Source organism: Corynebacterium lactis RW2-5, assembly GCF_001274895.1.
In the GTDB taxonomy this organism is placed as follows: domain Bacteria; phylum Actinomycetota; class Actinomycetes; order Mycobacteriales; family Mycobacteriaceae; genus Corynebacterium; species Corynebacterium lactis.
Genome location: NZ_CP006841.1, coordinates 359,443 through 379,879 on the forward strand (window position 1 = coordinate 359,443; position 20,437 = coordinate 379,879).

Consider the following 20,437-nt stretch of genomic DNA (forward strand, 5'->3'; position numbering starts at 1 on the left):
GGGCCTTGCATCGTGGGAAGAATCGAGGTTTGAAGAAATGATTTCAATTTTAGAGACTGTGTGGAACCGGCGGGGATTGTTCCGGCAGGATGTGCGCCGATAGCGACAGCAATAGTTGTTTCGGTGGGGTAAGTCGTTTTGGTGGGATAAATTGGGCTCTGTTTCGGTTAACTCTCAAATTTGTGACAGTTTTTCGCGAATACAGGAATCGTGACCTGGGGTTTTGTAAATTGTAGTGGCACAAACTTGAGAAGAAGCGCTTTTTTGACCCGTTTTGAATCCAGCTCGTGGTACTCGTGGTGCTGATAGGGCTGGAGTGGCCGGTGGGAAGATGATCCCGACCAAAAAGTCTAGAACCTGACCGAAGAGTCAAAGGAAAATTCCAATAACTAGCGGCTAAACCAGCAGTACGAAACCCAGACCGCAAACGCCCATCCCCCAACGCCCTAAGCGCCAAACCCCAATGCCCTAAGCGCCCAGCCCTAACGCCAGCGCGCTAAGAACAGCCCAGGCCAGCATCATTTTTCCGGTCAGGCCCAAAACTGGAATGAGTGCCTTGCCCTGCGCGCCACTGCGCACCGGTGCCGAGGCCTTCACCCACAGCGGCGCCACAATCAGGCTAACCAGCGCCCACGGCTGCCAGAAGCTAATAAAAACGCTCGCCACCAGCGGCATCGCGGACAAAACCTGCCAGACAACGCGAGTGCGCCCGTCGCCAAGGCGCACCGCCAGCGTGATCTTGCCGGTCGCGGAGTCGGTGGGAATATCGCGCAGGTTATTGGCCAGGTTCACCGCCGACGACACTGAGCCGATTCCCACCGCGCACGCCAGCCCCACCCAGGAAAGCGTCCCGGCCTGCGTGTATTCCGTGCCCAACACGGCGACGAGGCCGAAGAATATGAACACGGACACCTCGCCAAGCCCGCGGTAGCCGTACGGTTTCTTGCCTCCCGTGTAGAACCACGCCGCGAGGATGCACACGGCGCCAACCAGGATGAACCACCACGCGCTGAGCAGCGACAGCGCCACGCCCGCAACACCCGCCACGCCGAACGCCGCGAACGCCGCGTACTTCACGTGCTTCGGCGGCACCAGGCCTGAGCCGGTCAGGCGCAGCGGGCCGGAGCGGTCGTCGTCGGTGCCGCGGATGCCGTCGGAGTAATCGTTGGCGAAGTTCACGCCGACAATCAGCGCCCACGCGACAATCAGCGCGAGCGCCGCCCGCCCCCAGGAAACTGGCGCATGCGAGGCCGCCGCGCCGACACCCACCACAACCGGCGCAAACGCGTTCGCCCAGGTGTGCGGGCGGGCGCCTTCCATCCAATCGCTTAACGACGCACCTCCCGCGCCCTTTCCTCCCCGTCCCTTGGTGTGGCCGGTGGAGGGGGTACTCGCCGACGGCGAGGAGGACGAATGTGGTGCATCAGACATGGGTTCAATAATAGGGCCCTAACCCAAGCCGCGACCTAACCTGCGTCCCAAGCCCCTAAAACAACTCCGCGACCTTTTGCCGATCGACCTTGCCCGGCCCCGTCAGCGGTAGCGCGTCGACGTGCCGGAGGTCCTTCGGAATCATCCAGTGGTTCAGCCTTCCCGCATCTTCGGCGTCACCAAGGCCGTCCATGACGTCGCCAAGCGTGGCGGAGCCTTCATACGCTGCGACGATGGCCTGGCCGAGCCTAGCGTGCGGCACCCCGACCACACACGCGCCGGTGACACCGTCGATGGTCAGCAGTTCCTGTTCGAGTACTTCCGGGTGGAGTTTCAGCCCGCCCGAGTCGATGACGGTGTCCAGTCGCCCGGTAAGCACCAGCAGCCCATCAACCAATTTGCCGCCGTCGGAGGTGCCGAACCATCCGGGTCGGGAGAAGGCCTCGTGACCGGGCGCGTTCCGGTAGCCTTGCGCAATCATCGGTCCGCCTAGCCACACTCGCCCGTTCTCCACGGCGATCTGCGCGCCGGGGATTGGCTGACCGTCGTAGACGCAGCCGCCGGCGGTCTCGCTGGAGCCGTACGTTGCTACGACGTTGATCCCCTCCGCCTCAGCGCGCGCCGCCACCTGCGGATTAATGGCCGCCCCGCCGACGAGGACGGCGTCGAAAAGCTGCAGCGCGGCGATACCCTCGCGCGTCTGAATCGCCTTGGTCAGCTGCAGCGGTGCCAGCGAGGTGTAGGCGCGGTCGCCCGTCAGCTGCGCCGCCCCGTCCGCGAACGCCGCCACGCTGAAACCGTCGGTCACGTCCACGCACACCGGCTCCGTGCCCGCAATCAGCGAGCGCACCAAAACCTGCAGGCCAGCGATGTGGTAGGCGGGCATCGCCAGCAGCCACTGCCCGGGCCCGCCCAGCAACTTGTGGGTCGCGCTTGCCGACGCTTCCAGGTTGCTCGCCGTAAGCTGCGCCCCCTTCGGCGTTCCAGTCGACCCTGAAGTACCGACGACGAGTGCGACCGAGGCGTCGATAGGCTCGCCTGCGCGCTGAGAGTTGCGGAGGATGGAGGAGCGGGCGGCGTCGTGAAGCGGAACTGGCAGGTAGGAGGCGCGACCCTCCAGTGCGGCGGCAAGCTCCGGGAGGATGGCGGCGGGGTCGTGCGGGTTGACGGGCAGGACGTTGAGCGTGGTCACAATGAAAACCTTAGTCCGTCCAATCCGCAGGCGAGGCCGCTCCGTAGATACCTATGAGCGCGGGGCACCGGAACAATCGGGATGGTGGCCGCGTTGCGGAGAATACGTACACGCTGAAAGGACATGCTCATGGGTTGGCTATTTGGCAAGACTGCACAGTTGGTTTCCGAGGATGAGGCGTTGAAGGGCGGCTCGCACCCGGTATTAGAGAATCCGAGGCCTCATGCGGTGCTCGGCACGCCGATTACGGGGCCATGGGAGGAAGGCCAGGAGGTCGTCTACATCGGCATCGGCTGTTATTGGGGTGCGGAGAAGCTGTTCTGGCAGACACCGGGCGTGGTGTCTACCTCCGTGGGGTTCGCGGGCGGTGTGACTCCGAACCCGACTTATCGCGAGACCTGCACCGGCCGCACTAACCACACCGAGGTCGTCGAGGTGGTCTACGATCCGGCGCAGGTTAGTTTCGACCAGCTCGTGGCCAAGGCCTTCGAGGCGCACGACCCGACGCAGGGGTATCGCCAGGGCAATGACGTGGGCACGCAGTACCGCTCGGCGATCTACACCACCACCGAGCAGCAGGCCGAGCGCGCGCGTGCCATCGCCGCCGCGTACGCACCTCGGCTTGCCGACGCAGGCCTCGGCCCCATCACCACCGAGATTAAGCCACTGTCCGAAACCCCGGCGGGGGAGTACTACCGTGCTGAGGACGAGCACCAGCAGTATCTTCACAAGAATCCGCACGGATACTGCCCGGTGCATTCGACGGGAGTTGCATGTAGCCCGGAGGTGTAGGGCCGGGGTCTAGGGCTGGCTTGGTGCGAACTTTCGCCATTCTGGCCAGCCCCGCGCGGCGGCGGTCGTAATGTTAAAAGCCGTGGAGGCATTGAGCCTTCGCGGCTTTGACCGTTTTTATCACCGTGCAATAAGGCAATAGGGCAATAAGGGGAGTTACTCCTGTGGTTATGAAAGTGCTGCGGGTCGCGTTCGCGTTCGTCGGAATTATCGTCGGCGCGGGCTTTGCGACTGGCCAGGAAATCATGCAGTATTTCGTCGCATTCGGCATCAACGGCATCTGGGGTGCGGTGCTTTCGGCGGTGATTATGAGCGTGTGGGCCATGATCATCCTGCAGCTTGGCAGTTACTTTCGTGCCGCCGAGCACGGTGAGGTTTTCCGGCGGGTCTCGCACCCGATTTTCTCCCGCGTTCTGGATATTGGCGTGGTGATTACCCTTTTCGCCACCGGGTTTGTGATGTTCGCCGGCGCCGGCGCGAATATGAATCAGCAGTGGGGAACGCCCGTGTGGGTCGGTGCCGTGATCATGGTGGCAATCACGATTGCGGCTGGGTTCCTGGATGTTGATCGCGTCACCACCGTGATTGGTTCGATCACCCCGTTCATCGTGGCATTTATCGTACTGGCCAGCATTTATACTCTGGCATTTACGGATCCGACTCCCATGGCCGAGCGTGCCGACGCCGTCGCAGCCGTTGCGACCACCCTGCCACATTGGACGGTCGCGGCTGTTAATTATGTTGGCTTCAACCTAATGGTGGCGGTGTCGATGGCGATTGTCATCGGCGGAAACATGTTCCACCCCCGCGTCGCCGGAGTCGGTGGCTTTTTTGGCGGCCTGATTTATTCGGCACTGCTGCTAATCTCTGCACTTACGCTGTACTACACCGTCGGGACGGTCGCGACGGATGCGGTGCCGATGCTCAGTGTCATCAATCGTCTGCACCCGTGGTTGGGACAGGCCATGGCGGTGGTGATTTTCGGCATGATCTTCAACACCGCGCTCGGCATGTTCTATGCACTGGCCAGGCGCCTGACCGCGTCGCGTCCGGAGCGTTTCCATGTCGTCTACGTCGCGACTGTGGTGCTCGGCTTCATTCTGAGTTTCGTTGGCTTCCAGAACCTCATTGGCTGGGTGTATCCGGTGCTCGGCTATATCGGCCTGCTGCTGATTGCCGTCATGTTGGTCGCGTGGCTGCGCGGGCGCGGACGCATTAGCGAGGAAGCCAGCCGCCGCGGCCGCATCAGCCGACTGCTTGCGGTCGGTGACCGCTCGGAGGCGCGCCGCGAGATTGAGGACTCGAATCTGTCGGCGGCGCAGGTCCGCGAGGCAATCGAGGACGGTCAGGTCGGCGGGGCTTAACCTGCGGCGAGGGGTGAGCGTCGTAAAGCGTGCGTCTTCAGCCCTCGAATTTACCGGGCGTTGCACCATTTCGAGCCTGAAAAAAGGGGCCGAAAATAGTGCAACGCCCGGTAAAATTTTTGGTGGAAACTGCCGAAAGCGGTAATGCCGAAGCGGCAACAAGTGCAATGCACGAAGGAGATGGCAATGACTGTCACCGCCACGTTCGCGGGTGTTGCGAATGTGCTGATTACTGATGGTGAAACGTCGATTCTGATAGACGGCTATTTTTCCCGGCCCTCGCTGCTGAAGGTGGCGTCGGGAAGGCTGCGGCCGGACGAGCGGAAGATTAAATACGCGCTGAACCACTTGGGTATGAACGGGGCAGGGCAGACGCAGCCAACTTCGGGGCATCTCGACGCGGTGCTGGTGTCGCATTCGCATATTGACCACGCTTTTGATTCGCCGATTGTGGCGGATTTGACCGGCGCGAAACTCTACGGCTCGCGGTCGACGCGGCTGATTGCGCTGGGGTATGGCCTCGAGCGTGTGCCCTTCCACGAAATTGGGCACGGCGAGCCTTTCCAGGTCGGGGCGTTTTCGGTGACTCCCATCATCGCGCTGCATAGCGACGGCGACCGCTTCCCTGGCGAGATTACTGAGCCCGTGACGCTGCCGGCGTCGGTCAAGGATTACCGCACGGGTGGGTGTTTTTCTTTCCACATCGCGCATCCCGACGGCACTGTGTTCGTGCACCCGACTGCCAATTACATTTCCGGCATACTCAGGGAATACGGTGCTGACCTGCTATATCTCGGGGCGGGAACGGCGGGGACGAAATCGCAGTCGTGGATTGAGGCCTACTGGCGTGAGACGGTGGAGACTCTGGGCGTAAAAACTGTGCGTGCGGTGCACTGGGATGCGTTCTGGCGGCCGTTGACCAAGCCTTTGAAGCCGATTCCGCGACCCTTCGACCGGGTGGATATAACCATGAGCGAGTTCGGGCGCCTTGCTGAGCGCGATGGTGTCGATGTTCGCCTGGCCGGTCTGTGGGAGCGCGAGACGGTGTTGGGGTAGGTTTTTCGATTACTTCTTCAGCCGCAGCAGTCGATTGTTCAGCACCATTACAATGGCTGCGATGATGGTGCTGACCAGCACGATCATGACCCACCGCTCGGGATAGTCGCGCACCGTCCATGTCCACGCCCACGGGCTCGTCCACCACAGCGGCCCGGCGCTCAGAGCGTCGCCTCCCACCAGGATTGACCAGGCACCCACCGCAACCGACGTGGCAATCGCGGCGGTAGTCGACCTCATCGCAACCGCGCCAACCACGGCCAGAATCAGCGCCGCGACGAAGGGCGTGACCATCGCCTGGTAGACCCAGCGGTAGCCGCTGCCGACCCCCGTCGGCGCCACCGCTGCGGCAATTCCCATGCCGAGCACCAGCACCGGCGCCAAAAACGCGATGTCCAGCAAGAACAGCCTACCGATAATCTTTCCCCGCACCCTCCGGTACATTAACGCGGGCCACGCATCTGCTTGCGCCGTCACGGTCATCACTGCAATGATGGTGGCGGCCGTCGGCACGCAGACAAAGCACATGAGCGCTGAGGCAATCTCTACACCTCTCCACGCGCGCACCCCGGCCAGCGCCACGAGCATCAGCGTCGCAAGAATCACCCAGGTCCACCAGGGCAGGGTGGGTAGGAGCCCTCTGCTTAACGACGAGCTGGTGGACAACCGGGCTGTCGTTACACGGCGGCGGGCCAGGTGCCGTGACGGGACCGACGGGCGTGGAAGTTCGGTTCGAGGCAGGAGTGTGGCGGCGAAAAACAACAGGCCAAGCGCGGTTTGAAGGGTAAGCGGTGCGGCGATGGGGAGGCTCCAGACGGGACTGTCGGCGGGTGCGGCGACGGAGTTGGGCAGCACGCCGTAGACGGGGAGCGTCGGGAGAATTGCCCATGACCAGGGGTGGAGCAGGAGCTCGGGGAAGCTGGTGGAGTGTGCGAGGGAACCCGCCATCGATAGGGATGCCGCGCCCGCGAGTGACCATGCGAAGGCGATCAGCGGACCGAGCAGGAGTGCCGCGCGGCCGAGGAAGCGCCAGGTGGCAAGGCCGAACGCCCACATGCTCATGAAATTTAGTGTGTTGACCAGAGTGAATAGGCCTATGGTGCGTGCGTCGGTGGTTAGCGTCAGGGCCATGAGAAGGTGTCCGAGCAGCACGTACCCGGCCACGACACCGGCACGGGCAGCGAGAACCCGCGAGCGTGAGACATTGCGCCAGGCGGTGCCGCCGTGGCGCAGGCGCTCCTCGCGGCGTTGCCCGGCGATTGCGGTGAGTGCAGCGAGTGGGCCTAGAAGCGCCACCGCGTAGAGGTGCGCGCTGGCTAGGCGAGTCGCGTTGACGCCCAGGGAGAGCAGCGTCGATACGGCGGAGATGACAAGGAAGACGGCAGGAAGCCACATCGCAAGGCTATACCGGCTGCGGAGCAGCTCCGCGCGGACGTAGTGGCGGGTCATCGCTGGCCTCCTTTGTTGCGGGTAGGCGATGTGGCGCGCACCGAATTTGCGGAGTGAACCGCTTCAAAGAACGCCTGTTCCAGGGACTGCCCGGGGCTTGCGAAGTCTCCCAAAGCGCCCTCGTAGACGAGGTGGCCGCCGGCGAGGACGCCGAGGTGATCGACAGTTTTCTCGACCTCTCCAAGCTGGTGCGAGGACACCACGACCGCTTTGCCTTGGTCCGCCAGGCTTCGCAGAAGTTGTCGCAGGCCCACGATGGCTTCGGGGTCGAGGCCGTTGGTGGGCTCGTCGAGAAGCACAATGTCGGGGTCGGTGAGCAGCGCCATCGCCAGCGATAGGCGCACTTTCATGCCGGTGGAGAAAGCTTTGGCGTGTTTTGTGCCGGAGTGCAGGCCGACGGTATTGAGAACTTCGTCGATGCGGCTCGGCTCAGTGCCGGTCAGACGCGCGTGGACCAGCAGGTTGTGCGCAGCCGATAGGTGTGGGTAGAACGCCGGGCCATTGATGGCGGCGCCGACGCGGTCGAGGTGGTGGCGCTGCCAGGGCTCGCCGTCGATGGTGACGGTGCCAGAGTAGGGGACAAGGCCGAGGACGGTGCTCATAAGGGTTGATTTACCGGCGCCGTTGAGACCGAGCAGACCGTAGACCTCACCGGCACGGACACTCATGTTAAGGCCGTTTAGGACGGTATTCCTATGGTGGCCGCGGCCGAAGGAGACTTCAATGTCTCGCAGTTGGACTAGGGGCGGTGTGGTAGGTGTCGCGGGTGGAGGGGTAGGGAAAGGCGGCGTAGCGGTAGGTGTCGCGGGTGGAGGCGTGTTCATGCCCTTTTTGTATTCCTTAACTGGGTAAACGCACATCCTCCTAGGGGAGGAGATTCGCCGAAAATCCTCCCTGGGGAGGAGGGGCTGAGAATGGTTTCAGGCCGCGATTACACCAGCCCGCGCCGGGCGGCCCAAATGACAAGGTCCACCCGCCCCCGCGAACCGGTCTTGGTCAGCAGCGACTTAACGTGGCTCTTGACCGTCGTAGTGGCAACGAAAAGGCGCCGGGCGATCTCATCGTTGGAGAGTCCCTCGCAGACGAGGCCCAAAATCTCGCGCTCGCGGGGCGTGAAGTCCGGCAGTTCCGCCTGAGCGGCGCGGTGGCCGGCGCTGCGGCCAGAGCTGCGGTTAGCATCGCGACCCGATCCGTGACCCGACCCGCGGCCCGACCCGCGACCAGCGCCCGCGCCCGCATGCGTAATGTGGCGCAGCACCATTGGCGTGACCTTTGGGTCCAAAACGCCCTCGCCACGGTGGATTCGTGCAATCGCCGAGAGTAGCTCCGCCGGGTCGGAGTCCTTCAGCAGGAACCCGGAGGCTCCCGCGTCGAGCGCCCCGAGCACGAGGTCTTCCTCGCGGAAAGTGGTCAGGACCAGGACTTTCGGGCGGGGTGACGCCGCGCCGCCGGCTGAACCCGTGCTCCCGACACCGCGCACAATGCGCCGCGTCGCCTCGATGCCGTCCATGATCGGCATGCGAATATCCATCACCACCACATCCGCGCCCGCAGCGTGGCGCACGGCACCTGCGCCATCGCCGACGGCGGCAATGACGCGCATGTCCGGGTGCGCGTCGATAAGCCTGGCGAAGGATTCGCGAATCAGCGCCTGGTTTTCGGCGACCACCACTCGTATCACAGCGCTACCTCCACTCGGAACTGCCCGTCTACCTCACCATATGTCACGCTGCCGCCGAGCTCGCCGACGCGCTCGCGAAGGCCCGCCAGTCCAGTTCCGGCCCGCTTTCCGACGCCCGCTTCCTCGACCTCCGGCGTTGAAAAAACTCGGTTGACGGCTACGACTGTGGCGCGGGCCATGCCCGAGGTATCCGCATCCTCTGGCTCTCCCACGGTCACGGTCAGGCTTGCGGGCCCATCCGAGTGCTTGGCCATGTTCGTCGCCACCTCCGCGACCGCGCGCACCAGCGCCAGACGCCTGGCCAGCGGCCACGTGGCCAGGGGCGCGAAGGACTCCGGCAGCTCGACGTGGACGTGTCGGTGCGCGGGCAGCGCTGCCGAGACGATTCGCGGAATCTCTTCCGCGTCGGCACTGACCTCGCCGCCACTGCGCAGCGCATCGACCAGCGCGTGCACATCGCGCAGCGAATGGTCGGCCGCCTCGACGACACTGCGCAGCGCCGAGTCCGATTCCCCCAGGAAAAGTGCCGTTTGAGCTTGCACTTTGATGGCAGTGAGCCCGTGGCCGACGACGTCGTGAAGCTCCCTGGACAGCTCCAACCTGCTGCGCGAGATGGCGGCGGCAAGCTCGGCCGCGTGGGTTTCGGCGTTGGTCCGCAGCCACGAGGCAACGGCGTAGCACAGTGCAATGATGAGCACCGCCGGCAGCCCGAAGATCAGCAGTCGCTCGGCCGCGTATCCGAACGCCGGGACTGCGGGGTTGAACAGACTTCCGATGAGCCCCAGTAGCAGTCCTGCCAGGCCCCACCCCCGGCTGCGCGCCCAGCGCGTCACCGCCCACAGCGACAGCGGTGCCGCGATCACGATTGGGCTCAGTCCCAGATTGACCGGGGTCGCCCACACGAGCGCTGCCAGCCCCGCCAGGGCCAGGTACGTCACCACGAAGGACCCGACCACCGCTTTACGACGCACCGCAGCCGCCCCTGCAATCGCCAAGGTCAAGGCGGTATTCGCCACGTAAGTGAAAGAGGCGCCGTAGTCCACGATGAACGATGCCTCCACGCACGCAACAAGGAAGAAAGTGGCGGCGATGGCGACGTCGGCAAGCGGGAGGCGGCCGATGAGAGGCAGCGAAATCCAGCGGCGGACGGGCGCGCGCCAGTCAAGGGGAGTGGCAGGTGGAATGGGCTCAGGCGGAGAGAGTATAGAGCGAGGATTCGGCACACCAAAAGGTTTACCAGCGGGGGCGGATTGGGTTCGTTCGGAAACTACATTCGAAACGGCTATCCAGGAATCCGGGGCACGGCATAGTATGAACGTCATGAACCAAAGCCCCCCCCCGAGTCTTCAGAATGCTGAGAGCAAGAATCAATTAAAGAATGAAATTCGTCGCAGGGAAGCGGCGCGACTCTTTACTGAGCAATGGGAAGGGCGTGGGTACGAAAAAGGCGATACCGGCTCATTTTGGCTCTCCCTGCTGTCTGACGTGGTCGGGATGCAGGACGTCACCACAAATGTGCGCTTCGAGAAACGCACTTCTGCACGAGGTTTTATTGACGTCGTTATTGCGGACGCCAAGACTTTCATCGAGCAGAAATCGCTTGGCGTTGACCTCGATAAGGCGGAGGTACGGCAGGGCGTCAAGGTCACCCCTTTCCAGCAGGCACGCAATTATGCGAATACCCTGCCGAATTCACAGCGGCCGGATTACATCATTGTTTGTAATTTCGGCGAGTTTCGGATTCATGATCTCAATAAAGAAGACTCCGAGAACGATTATCTTTCTTTCCAGCTCTCGGAGTTGGCAGAGCAGCTCAATCTTCTTGACTTCCTCGTTGACCCGCAGCGGGCGCGCCAGGTGCGTGAAGAGAAAGTCTCGATGGACGCCGGTGTTCTCGTCGGCAAGTTGTATGAGGGCCTGCGCAAGCAGTACCTGGACCCGGATTCGGAGGAAAACCAGCACGCGCTGAATGTGCTCTGTGTGCGCCTGGTTTTCTGCCTCTTTGCCGAGGATGCTGGCCTTTTTCACAAGGATGCCCTCTACCGTTATTTGCACGGGGCTCCGCCACACTTGGTGCGGGGGATGCTCAAAGAGCTTTTCCAGGTTCTCAATACACCTGTTGGGCAGCGCGATCCTTATCTTGATGAGGCGCTTAAGGCATTTCCGTATGTCAATGGCGGTTTGTTTGCGGAGGAGGCAGAAATTCCTCCGTTTACCGAGGGGCTTATTGACCTGCTTCTTCACGAGGTTTCTCAGGACACCGACTGGTCCACAATCAGCCCGACCATTTTTGGCGGCGTATTCGAGTCGACCCTGAACCCGGAAACACGCGCCAAGGGCGGAATGCACTACACCTCGCCGGAGAATATTCACAAGGTCATTGATCCGCTTTTCCTCGATGGGTTAAAGGCCGAGTTGGCGGAAATCCTCGAAGATGCAACGCTCGGGCCGGTCAAGCGCAAGAATGCGCTGACGAAGTTCCACAACAAACTGGCAGGTCTTAGGTTCTTCGACCCGGCCTGCGGTAGCGGTAACTTTCTCACCGAGACGTATATTTCGCTGCGTCGCATGGAGAACAAGATTCTCTCCGTGCTTGTCGGTGACCAGAACGTGCTCGGCTTCGACGACATCGGCGCGACGCCACTGAAGATTTCCCTCAATCAGTTCTATGGCGTGGAGATCAATGACTTTGCGGTCGCCGTTGCCTCGACTGCGCTGTGGATTGCACAATTGCAGGCCAACATTGAGGCGCAGACAATCATCACCTCGAACATTGAGGACCTTCCGCTTCACGACGCCGCCCACATCCACCACGCCAACGCCCTCTGCGTCGATTGGGCGGATATTCTTGCCCCGGGCGAATGCAATTACATTATCGGCAATCCGCCGTTTTTGGGTGCCCGCAATCAGTCCAAGGAGCAAAAGGCCGAAATAAAGGACGTGTTCCCGGCTGGGACCAAGAACGTTGGAAATATTGACTATGTTGCCGGTTGGTATATCAAGGCCGCCGAATACATCGGTGACAATCCGGTGCGCGCAGCTTTCGTCTCCACAAACTCCATCTGTCAGGGTGAGCAGGTGGCGAATATTTGGTTTCCCGTAACGCGGTTGGGATTCCATATCGACTTTGCTCATGACACCTTCCGGTGGGGCAATGAAGCCAGTGACCAGGCGCATGTGTTCTGCGTAATTGTGGGTTTTTCCAAGCAGGACGATTCGGTGCGCCTATTCCACTACGCGCACCCCGACGCCGAGCCGGAATTGCAATTCCCGTCGCGGCTGAACCCATACCTTGCGGATGCCGAGGATGTGTTTGTGTGGAATCGCAGCAAGCCGATATGTGATGTGCCGAAAATGGGGATTGGTAACAAACCCATCGATGGCGGACATTACCTTTTCACCACTGAGGAAAAGGAAGAATTCCTCGCTCAAGAACCGTATGCGGAAAAATTCTTCCGGAAGTTTCTTGGTTCTCGAGAATTCATCCAGGGGCTAGAGCGATGGGTGCTGTGGCTAGGCGAAGCGACACCAGCTGATTTTAAAAAAATGCCAAAGGCCCGAGAGAAGGTTCAGGCAGTCCGCGATTTCCGTCTGGCTAGTAAGAGCGCTCCCACACGGAAGTTGGCCGAGAAACCGACACGTTTCCATGTGGAGAATATGCCGGAAGGAACATCCATCGTCGTGCCGCAGGTGTCGTCTGAAAAACGGAATTATATTCCGATAGGGTTCAGCGGACCTGAGGTATTGTACAGCGACAAAATTCGATTAATTCCCAATGCTCGTCTATACCACTTCGGAATTTTAACGTCGCAGTTTCACAATTCGTGGATGCGGACGGTTGGAGTACGGCTTAAATCGGACTACAGCTATTCCAACGGCATCGTCTACAACAACTTTGTTTGGCCCGAGCCCGATGCAGAGGTAGAGGCGGACGTCGTAAAGCATGCCCAAGCGGTGTTGGACGCGCGCGAGCTGTACACAGGTTCCACCTTGGCGGACATGTACGACCCCGACAACGCGTTCCTGTACCCGGAATTGGTGAAGGCCCACAAGGAATTGGATGCGGCGGTCGAGCGCGCCTACGGGGTCGACTTCTCCGCGCTCCATGATGATGCGCGGGAGCAAGAGATTGTGGCGCACCTATTCGAGCTCTACAGCGAGGCAGTGGGGTAACAGAAGACCATAGGCGCGTGTTGCTTTCGTGTTTTCTTTGGTGGGCCGTTAAATACGTTTCCATTTGAGCGTTTGTGTGGGTAGAGTTATCAAAACGAAGGAGGCCGGAAATGAACACGCAGCAGCTGCGCAAAAACAGCGTTGAACAGGCAAAACATTCAAGCATGTTGGAAGGTCTCATTACGAGTAGGGCCTACGACGAAGATGCTGAGCGCTATGTCGTCGGAGAAATCTCTGCAACGCAGCTAGTGGAACGCACTCGCGCACGATTCGGGTTGGCCTAGAAACTGTGGCGCCTCTTGACCCGTATATCGAGCCAGGCACATCTACACTGAAAAACCTTCTCGGATTACGTAACCTGCGGGAGCTCGCTGCAGCGGAGGCTGACCTAGTTAATGCACGTACCGTTCAGCTCGGGGATTTAGAATTTGAAACCTTTATTCCGAACTCTCGAGATGAGCGGGAGCTAAGAGCTATCCACCATCATCTTTTCCAAGATATTTATCCTTTCGCTGGTGAGATTCGAACAATCGATATGAGACGTGGCGAGGGTGAATTATTCGCTCCATGCGCGGGAATATCTCAGAACCTATTTTCGCTCGCCGAGCAGCTGAACGACAAGAATCTGCTGCGTAACCTCGGCAGGAATGAATTCCTCAAAGAGCTGGTGTACTTCTACTCGATGCTGAATTGGATCCATCCTTTTCGGGAAGGAAATGGTCGGACCCAGCGTCTTTTCTGGTCGCGAGTTGCCCTCGATGCCGGATGGCTACTGGATTGGCGTCAGTTCGGCACTGACCTGAACGAAGCCAGCCGGATTTCTCGTGAGCAAAACGATGACTCATTACTCTTCGAGGGCTTTGAATCGATGCTTTTTCGAGCTGCAGATTGTGAACTTGACGGTCGTTAGTTGGTAGCAATAACCAGCTGTTCGTCGTCGGTACTGTTCGTGGTCGGTAAAGGTTCCGAACCCTGGCTCAGTCACCTATGCCTACGAAACTCACTTATGTGTAGCACTGGGCGTAAGCATAAGTGAGAATCGCCGACACAAGTGAGCGGTGCAGGTCAATGACAGACTGCGGCACGACTGCCTTGACGGTAGCTATTCCGCATACCCCATAAAACTGAAATACGGGACCTGGCCGCATGGTAGGGAAATGGACTCCTGTGCCGCTGCGAAAACAGCATCACTAATAGGGTCAATCTCGGCTTCGTCGAGGCTAGCCACTTTGGCCGAAAAGTGCTGCGAAATGACATAAAGCCTTGGTGCCTCGCGAATTTTGCGGGAGAGCACAGCGTTGACAGCCATGTCGTTCCATTCCGCTGATAGTCCGCCCACAATGCCGAACTCGTCCTCTTCATCAGTGGCGATTGTGAAGGTATCCGCGACAAAGACATCGTTGTTCCGTTCTGTGAGGTGCTGATACAAGCACTGATTCAAGCGTTCTGCTACTTCATGGGCGATAGCCTTGGTGCAATACACTCGTAGTTCTTCAATAAAACTTTGCATAAATTCTTGTCCAGATTCACTCCGTTCGGGCGACACCACTTCGTCCCCTCTATCTATTGATGCGGAACAGTGCCTCGTCGCCGATTGACACCGACATGACCGGCGGTACGCGGTGGGTTCTTAACTGAGTGACGTAGCAGTTCGGATTGGTCACCCAGTGCGGGGTAGGCGAGTAGGAAGAAGCGTCAGAGTTGCCGCCAGGAAGACTTGATATCTAACGCTTCTTTTTATCCCTTACTATCTTGTTAATCTTTACTATCTGTGTCTTTCTGCCCCTTGAAAACGCTCACAGCCGCGTGTTCTCGGAGATATTCCCGCATGTAAGGAAGTTCGAAATCCACGAATCCGTATCTGGAACTCACGATGATTTCGGCTTCAATTAGCCGGCGTCGATAATTTCCTGCATACTGAGGGTTCGCGCCCAGTCTTTCGGCGATATCAGACATTGATGAGGGTCCGTCGTCTGCGGCCATCGCAACGAGGAATGTCCGGTCAACCTCCGATAAATCAGCTAGGGCAGGCTCATGGACAAGTTGTCCTAGCCGTCGCTTGGCCACGGTTGCCCCTTCGCTCACCGACCTGGCAGTAATTACAGTGCCTTCGCTGCGTTTAAAACATTGCTGTCCAATGAGCTGAATCATGAATGGGTAGCCGCCACAGGCTTCGACAGCGTCATCTAGGGCATCGGGCTCCCATGAAAAACCTGCATTCTCCACAGGTTCGGTAAGCGCGGCCTTAACTTCGTCTTTACCTATCAGCCCCAAATCAATACGGTTGGCGCGGCGTAGGAACGTTACGGGGTTCTTGCCTTCTTGACTAGCAAGCAGAGGTCTTATGGACTGAGGAATACCGGCCATCGCGACGGCGATGTTGCGTTCTTCACGAACGAGATGTTGGATTGTCGTGCCAAACTCAATTACTTCATCACGACGGTGGTAGTGGAGTTCATCAAGGGTAATCAGGAGACCAACTGGTTCTTGCCCGAGCTGGCGGTCAACCTTTTCTTGCCAGTCGAGTAAATCAGTTAGTGCTGATCGAAGGGTAACCTGCGGTTGGTGCTGTAGAACATCGGAGAATTGGATTCCACCGATAGTCGGCAGAGTGACACCCGAGAGTCTCCGCTTGTGTGTACGCAAGGTGTCTTCGGCAAGCCGGAACAGCGTGTCCACAATACGCCCCGAAAACCCCGCTGTCGCAGTCTCCGAAATAACCCACCAAGATCGACTTCTGGCCTCGTCCTCGAACGCGTTGAGCAGAACTGTTTTTCCTACGCCACGCAACCCCGTAATGAGTGAGATTCGCTCGTGACTTCCCGGACCGTCATCGAGGGCATCAGCAAAATCGGCAATCTCATTCTGACGACCTGCGAGGTAGGGAGGAGTCGATCCGAGAGTGGCCCGAAACGGGTTGGACGTGCGGTTCATGTCTAGAATGCTAGCGCCCTTTACTATCCCTTACAATCTTTTTAATCTTTACTATCTTGTTAATCTTGAGGGGCGGGGCACTCCATTTAATCTCGTGACGCGGGGTACTCAATCCGGCGCGCATAAAGCCTTCCCGGTAACCAAAGGTAGGCAACCGACAGCTCCACCTGTCGAAAGGTGATGTTAAGGCGCCCTTTTTCCAGCCCGCAGCTCTCCCGCAGAGCTTCCGGTAGCGTACCTGGTCGGGTCTGCGGCACCCCGTGAAAAGCCAGGCGCTTCGGCCCACCGAAGACAATCACGTCGCCGCTAGCGAGCGTCACATCATCCCATGGTTTGTTCCGATTCTCGGTGCCACCGATCCGGAACAGCGCCTCATCGCCGATTGACAGCGACACAATCGGTGCGGGTGAATCCTCATTGAGGTCCTGATGCAGGCCCATCGTGGCACCCGGCGGGTAGTAATTCACCAGCGCCATGTCAGGGCGGAAGGACGTGGCCCAGGGGGCGAGGGTTTCGTCGTAAAGCGAGGCATCCTTAAGGGCAGTGCTAGCGAGACTTACAAGATTTGCGGGGATGGGCGGCACTCTGTGTCCGCCGACATCAGTGACGTAGCGGTACGGGTCGGTCGCCCAGTAGCGGCCCAGGTGCAGCATAAACACCTGCATCTGGCCGCTTTTCAGTTGTGGGCGCGACATCTGAAAAGGCGTGCCAATCAGCGTGCGGGCGATGTCGCGAAGCTGGCGCACGATGCCTGCTTGGTTCTGGAGGGACAGCCAATTCGGCAGGTGAACGATGCCCGGGGTGATGCGATCATTGTCGCGGGGCAGAGCGTCGAAGAGCATGAGGCTAAGTGTAGGTGGACATGCTTTGAAACGTATTATATGGTTGAAGTAAAGTAATAATTGCAAAAAAGAAATTAGCGCGATATGGAAAATAACATGAATGCTGGTGCGTGCCTTAGGTCTTCCTTGGCTAGTTTGCAGTGTGAGCTGGTTGCAGAACGAGCCTTAGCGAATCCGGACGGCATCACCTGGTTGCAATACGATGTGCTTTTTCAGTTGAGTAAAGAGAAACAAATCGTCCCTTCCAGTCTCAGCGCGGTTCTGGGGATATCGCGAGTAAAACTCTCCAAGGCACTAAAGGAGTTAAAGGAGTCAGGCTATATTGTTCAAGCTCCCAATCCGCTAGATGGCCGTGAACTGCTAACTTCCATTACGGAAAAAGGAGAGCAAACGCTGAGGAATATCTCTGCTAAGCACGAATCTTTGTATCAGGCAGCTGTAGCGGCGCTGCAGGAAGAAGACCTGTTGATTTTTGTGGGCCTGGCCGAAAAGCTAAGCAATGCGCTAAGGGCGAAGCGTCTTGAACAGTCATAGCCTTCCGTCGCGTCATGGAATCGGTCAAGGGGATGCGCGGGTAGGCAATTGCCAAGCAATCAATATTTTTGGGGCAAAAACTCATAATTTGCACGATGTCTCAGTAGCTATCCCAAAGCATCACCTGGTCGCAATTACCGGAGTTTCTGGATCCGGAAAGAGCTCCTTGGTATCTACCTTGGCTGCTGGAGCTCAGCAAGCAGTAGCGTCACTATTTCCACCTTTTGTGCAGGCCAGGATGAAAACCGAGAAGTCGGGAGAGGTCGGCAGACTGACAGGGTTAACTTTCACCGCGATAGTCGGCCAAAAACGGTTTGCCAAGAATGCCCGTTCAACTGTCGGTACATTAACAGGAATTGCGCCTTATCTTAGGCTAATGTTTTCGCGCGCAGCGCAGCCGCCGGCAGGTTTCTCGCCAAATTACTCTCCGAATGATCCCCGGGGCATGTGCGAAAAGTGCTCTGGGCTCGGGTATGTAGACGATATTGACCTTGATGCGCTGATTGATTCGCAACGAAGCATTGATGACGGCGCTATCCGATTTCCCACATTTGAGCCTGGGACTTACCGCTGGAAAAGGCTCGCATACTCCGGAATTGCTGATGTGCATACTTCCTGGCGCGATTTACCGGAGCAAACGCGGAATATATTGCTCTACGGAGAGCAGGTGAAGCTTCGTAATCCGATGCCGGGATATCCGAAGCACGCGATATTCGATGGTGTAATTCCGCGGTTGCGTAGTTCATATTTAGAAAAACCGGAAGCCAAGATAACGGCCAAAGAAAAGGCTGCATTGCAACGAGTGGTGCGAAGAATCGTTTGCCCAGAATGCGAAGGGCAGCGTGTCAACGCCGCAGCTCGTGCAAGTCGTCTCAGCGGCCTCAATATCGCTGAGGCGTCCCGGCTAAGTATCAAGGGACTTACTCACTTCGTAAGTGGAGTAACGGACAAATCGATTGAAGCACCTCGTCAGCAGATTCTTACGCGTTGCAAATACGTAGAAGAGATTGGTCTGGGCTACCTGTCACTTAACCGCCTGACCGATACGCTATCTGGCGGTGAGTCTCAGCGGTTGAGAATCGTTGAGTTGTTGGGTGCATCTATTACGGATGCAACTTTTGTTTTGGATGAGCCTTCGAGTGGGCTGCACCCTGCTGACGTAGACAGGTTGCTTGAGTCATTAAAACGCCTTAGAAATGTGGGAAATACGGTAATCGTGGTGGAACACAATCCTCAAATTATCGCTGCAAGTGACCATATTCTCGAGTTGGGGCCAGGGGCGGGAATTGACGGTGGATCAGTAATTTTCGAAGGCCCGCCACATCGCTTAGCGGTTGCCAGCACACCTACCGCGAAGGCCCTTCGTCAAAGGGTGAAGATTGCTGGTCGCGCGTTTTCAACTTCACACTCGATAAGCGTTGTTCATGCTAGCAGCAATAATCTCCGAGATATATCAGTCAGTTTCCCATTGAAGGCGCTCAGTGCGGTCTCTGGAGTTGCAGGTTCAGGGAAAAGCTCTTTAGTAGCCGCACTTGCAGACCAGCATTCAGGTGTGGCAGTAATTGACCAGAAACCGATTGCAGCGAGTAGCCGCTCATCGCTGCTGACTGCGCTCAATTTAGCTATTCCAATTCGGAAAATGTTCGCTCAGGCGTCGGGAATGAAGCCGAGTATGTTTAGCCCAAACGGCCAGGGAGCATGTCCCCTCTGTAAGGGGCGCGGGAGTATCCGTATTGACATGGCATTTATGGAAGATATCGAAGTCGAGTGTGAACAGTGCGGCGGAAGGAAATTCAACGAAACTGCTCTTTCTGCGCGTGTGGCGCGAGGAGAAAAGAAACTATCCATTGCAGACGTTCTTAGCGCGGATTTAGGCCAGTTGCAGTGGGTCTTCAGTGAACAGGCTGATATCGCGGATGTCCTTAATCTGCTGCGCAATGTGGGGCTGGGTTACCTCACTCTCGGGCAGACGCTTGATAGTTTGTCCGGAGGGGAACTGCAGCGAATCAAGCTCGTTCGTTTGTTAGCGCAACGCCAAGACTCAGAAAGCATTATCGTGCTTGACGAAGTCTTTGACGGCTTGCATCCGCAAGATGTAAATCGTCTGGTGGCATTTCTGCGGAATCTGTCCGAACAGGGCCGTACCATCATTGTTGTGGAGCATAACCCGCTGGTCATCGGTCAGGTAGATTATGTTGTTGATCTCGGCCCTGGAGCTGGCGATGAAGGCGGCAACGTTGTCTTCAGCGGCACACCGACAGCACTTGCTGAATGCGAGGAGTCCACTACGGGAAAGTGGCTTCGCAGGCTTTCGAAAAGAACAAAGCTAGCGCGTTGACTTCACGCAGACAGCGTGGTGTCAACATGTTTCTTGCGGAGCCGCTCCAGCGTCGCTAAGAAATTCGGTAGATCAATTGCATAACAAGCGCACGCAAGTGCCTTCAGCTCGTGAGACCAATGGGTGTCCGCTCTCACAAGCCCACCTCTACTTACCTGTACCCACCCGTACACTTGGCCCCATGGAACCCCTGATTATCGCGCCGGGCCCCGGCATCCCGCACGGCCTCATCATCCCCGCCGCCGAGCTGCGGGAACGCTTCGCGCGCTCGGGTGGTCCCGGCGGTCAGGGGGTCAACACCACCGACAGTAAAGTCCAGCTCTCCGTCGACGTAGCCAGTCTTTCTTCGCTTTCCGACGCCCACCGCCGCCGGGCGCTTTGCAGCCTGGGGCCACGTCTTAACGGCACCATTCTCACCGTTTCGGTGAGCACGCAGCGTTCGCAGGTGCGCAACAGGGCGGAGGCGCGCAGGCGTCTAGCGGATTTGCTTCGTGATGCTGTTGCTCCGCCACCACCGAAGCGCCGGCGGACTAGGCCGACCAAGGCGGCGGAGCGGCGTCGTAAAGTGGCGAAGCAGAGACGATCTGAATTGAAGGCGAGCAGGCGGCGGCCGAGTCTGTAGTTACCGCTGTCCACCTGTTGGTGCGCGAT

General features: G+C 58.6%; 18 protein-coding genes. 9 read left to right on the forward strand and 9 right to left on the reverse strand.

Annotated features, from left to right (window positions below):
* Window positions 1–468 precede the first annotated feature (468 nt).
* Together CLAC_RS01495 and menE are read right to left on the reverse strand one after the other, a co-directional pair.
* Entirely contained in the window at window positions 469–1,320 is an 852-nt protein-coding gene (locus tag CLAC_RS01495; RefSeq protein WP_053411404.1) for a 1,4-dihydroxy-2-naphthoate polyprenyltransferase, read from the reverse strand.
* 166 nt (window positions 1,321–1,486) lie between these two features.
* Window positions 1,487–2,626 carry an o-succinylbenzoate--CoA ligase gene (gene menE / locus CLAC_RS01500; protein WP_425388810.1) on the reverse strand — a complete coding sequence of 380 codons (1,140 nt, stop codon included), beginning with the start codon at window positions 2,624–2,626 and terminating at the stop codon, window positions 1,487–1,489.
* 126 nt (window positions 2,627–2,752) lie between these two features.
* On the opposite strand from menE, the gene msrA reads away from it, so the two are divergent.
* From msrA to CLAC_RS01515, 3 genes are all read left to right on the forward strand, one after another.
* On the forward strand, window positions 2,753–3,415 hold the full coding sequence (gene msrA, locus CLAC_RS01505) for a peptide-methionine (S)-S-oxide reductase MsrA (protein ID WP_053411406.1): 663 nt from the start codon (window positions 2,753–2,755) through the stop codon (window positions 3,413–3,415).
* Between the two features lie 164 nt (window positions 3,416–3,579).
* Window positions 3,580–4,779, forward strand: a complete 1,200-nt coding sequence (locus tag CLAC_RS01510; RefSeq protein ID WP_053411407.1) for a YkvI family membrane protein — start codon at window positions 3,580–3,582, stop codon at window positions 4,777–4,779.
* Window positions 4,780–4,965: 186 nt separating this feature from the next.
* Window positions 4,966–5,835 carry an MBL fold metallo-hydrolase gene (locus tag CLAC_RS01515; RefSeq protein WP_053411408.1) on the forward strand — a complete coding sequence of 290 codons (870 nt, stop codon included), beginning with the start codon at window positions 4,966–4,968 and terminating at the stop codon, window positions 5,833–5,835.
* A gap of 9 nt (window positions 5,836–5,844) precedes the next feature.
* On the opposite strand, the gene CLAC_RS01520 is transcribed toward CLAC_RS01515, so the two are convergent.
* The 4 genes from CLAC_RS01520 to CLAC_RS01535 form a co-directional block, all read right to left on the reverse strand.
* Window positions 5,845–7,284, reverse strand: a complete 1,440-nt coding sequence (locus tag CLAC_RS01520) for an ABC-2 family transporter permease (protein ID WP_053411409.1) — start codon at window positions 7,282–7,284, stop codon at window positions 5,845–5,847.
* On the reverse strand, window positions 7,281–8,108 hold the full coding sequence (locus tag CLAC_RS01525; protein ID WP_053413178.1) for an ATP-binding cassette domain-containing protein: 828 nt from the start codon (window positions 8,106–8,108) through the stop codon (window positions 7,281–7,283). The genes CLAC_RS01520 and CLAC_RS01525 overlap by 4 nt, the downstream gene beginning before the upstream one ends.
* A 107-nt stretch (window positions 8,109–8,215) precedes the next feature.
* Window positions 8,216–8,965, reverse strand: a complete 750-nt coding sequence (locus CLAC_RS01530; protein WP_053411410.1) for a response regulator transcription factor — start codon at window positions 8,963–8,965, stop codon at window positions 8,216–8,218.
* Window positions 8,962–10,188, reverse strand: coding sequence for a sensor histidine kinase (locus CLAC_RS01535; RefSeq protein WP_245621927.1), 1,227 nt, complete (start codon window positions 10,186–10,188; stop codon window positions 8,962–8,964). The genes CLAC_RS01530 and CLAC_RS01535 overlap by 4 nt, the downstream gene beginning before the upstream one ends.
* A gap of 88 nt (window positions 10,189–10,276) precedes the next feature.
* Between CLAC_RS01535 and CLAC_RS01540 the strand changes: the two genes are divergently transcribed.
* From CLAC_RS01540 to CLAC_RS01545, 3 genes are all read left to right on the forward strand, one after another.
* On the forward strand, window positions 10,277–13,138 hold the full coding sequence (locus CLAC_RS01540; protein ID WP_245621928.1) for a DNA methyltransferase: 2,862 nt from the start codon (window positions 10,277–10,279) through the stop codon (window positions 13,136–13,138).
* Between the two features lie 110 nt (window positions 13,139–13,248).
* On the forward strand, window positions 13,249–13,422 hold the full coding sequence (locus CLAC_RS12780) for an antitoxin VbhA family protein (RefSeq protein WP_169750318.1): 174 nt from the start codon (window positions 13,249–13,251) through the stop codon (window positions 13,420–13,422).
* A 5-nt stretch (window positions 13,423–13,427) separates the two neighbouring features.
* On the forward strand, window positions 13,428–14,048 hold the full coding sequence (locus CLAC_RS01545; RefSeq protein WP_053411411.1) for a Fic/DOC family protein: 621 nt from the start codon (window positions 13,428–13,430) through the stop codon (window positions 14,046–14,048).
* A 192-nt stretch (window positions 14,049–14,240) separates the two neighbouring features.
* Here the strand turns inward: CLAC_RS01545 and CLAC_RS01550 are convergent, their stop codons facing one another.
* The 3 genes from CLAC_RS01550 to CLAC_RS01560 form a co-directional block, all read right to left on the reverse strand.
* A complete protein-coding gene (locus CLAC_RS01550) occupies window positions 14,241–14,687 on the reverse strand; it encodes a hypothetical protein (RefSeq protein WP_156324734.1) in 447 nt (148 codons plus the stop codon).
* Window positions 14,688–14,893: 206 nt separating this feature from the next.
* Window positions 14,894–16,072, reverse strand: a complete 1,179-nt coding sequence (locus tag CLAC_RS01555) for an ATP-binding protein (RefSeq protein WP_053411413.1) — start codon at window positions 16,070–16,072, stop codon at window positions 14,894–14,896.
* Window positions 16,073–16,158: 86 nt separating this feature from the next.
* Window positions 16,159–16,914, reverse strand: coding sequence for an alpha-ketoglutarate-dependent dioxygenase AlkB family protein (locus CLAC_RS01560; protein ID WP_082312991.1), 756 nt, complete (start codon window positions 16,912–16,914; stop codon window positions 16,159–16,161).
* 84 nt (window positions 16,915–16,998) lie between these two features.
* Here CLAC_RS01560 and CLAC_RS01565 point away from each other — a divergent pair, with 84 nt between their 5' ends.
* The 3 genes from CLAC_RS01565 (at window position 16,999) to arfB (ending at window position 20,408) form a co-directional block, all read left to right on the forward strand.
* The gene (locus CLAC_RS01565; RefSeq protein WP_211255363.1) at window positions 16,999–17,448 is read left to right on the forward strand and encodes a MarR family winged helix-turn-helix transcriptional regulator; all 450 of its coding nucleotides are present in this window, start codon (window positions 16,999–17,001) and stop codon (window positions 17,446–17,448) included.
* Window positions 17,435–19,786, forward strand: a complete 2,352-nt coding sequence (locus CLAC_RS01570) for an ATP-binding cassette domain-containing protein (RefSeq protein ID WP_211255364.1) — start codon at window positions 17,435–17,437, stop codon at window positions 19,784–19,786. The genes CLAC_RS01565 and CLAC_RS01570 overlap by 14 nt, the downstream gene beginning before the upstream one ends.
* Before the next feature lie 181 nt (window positions 19,787–19,967).
* Window positions 19,968–20,408, forward strand: coding sequence for an alternative ribosome rescue aminoacyl-tRNA hydrolase ArfB (gene arfB, locus CLAC_RS12205; RefSeq protein WP_082312993.1), 441 nt, complete (start codon window positions 19,968–19,970; stop codon window positions 20,406–20,408).
* Window positions 20,409–20,437: the final 29 nt, after the last annotated feature.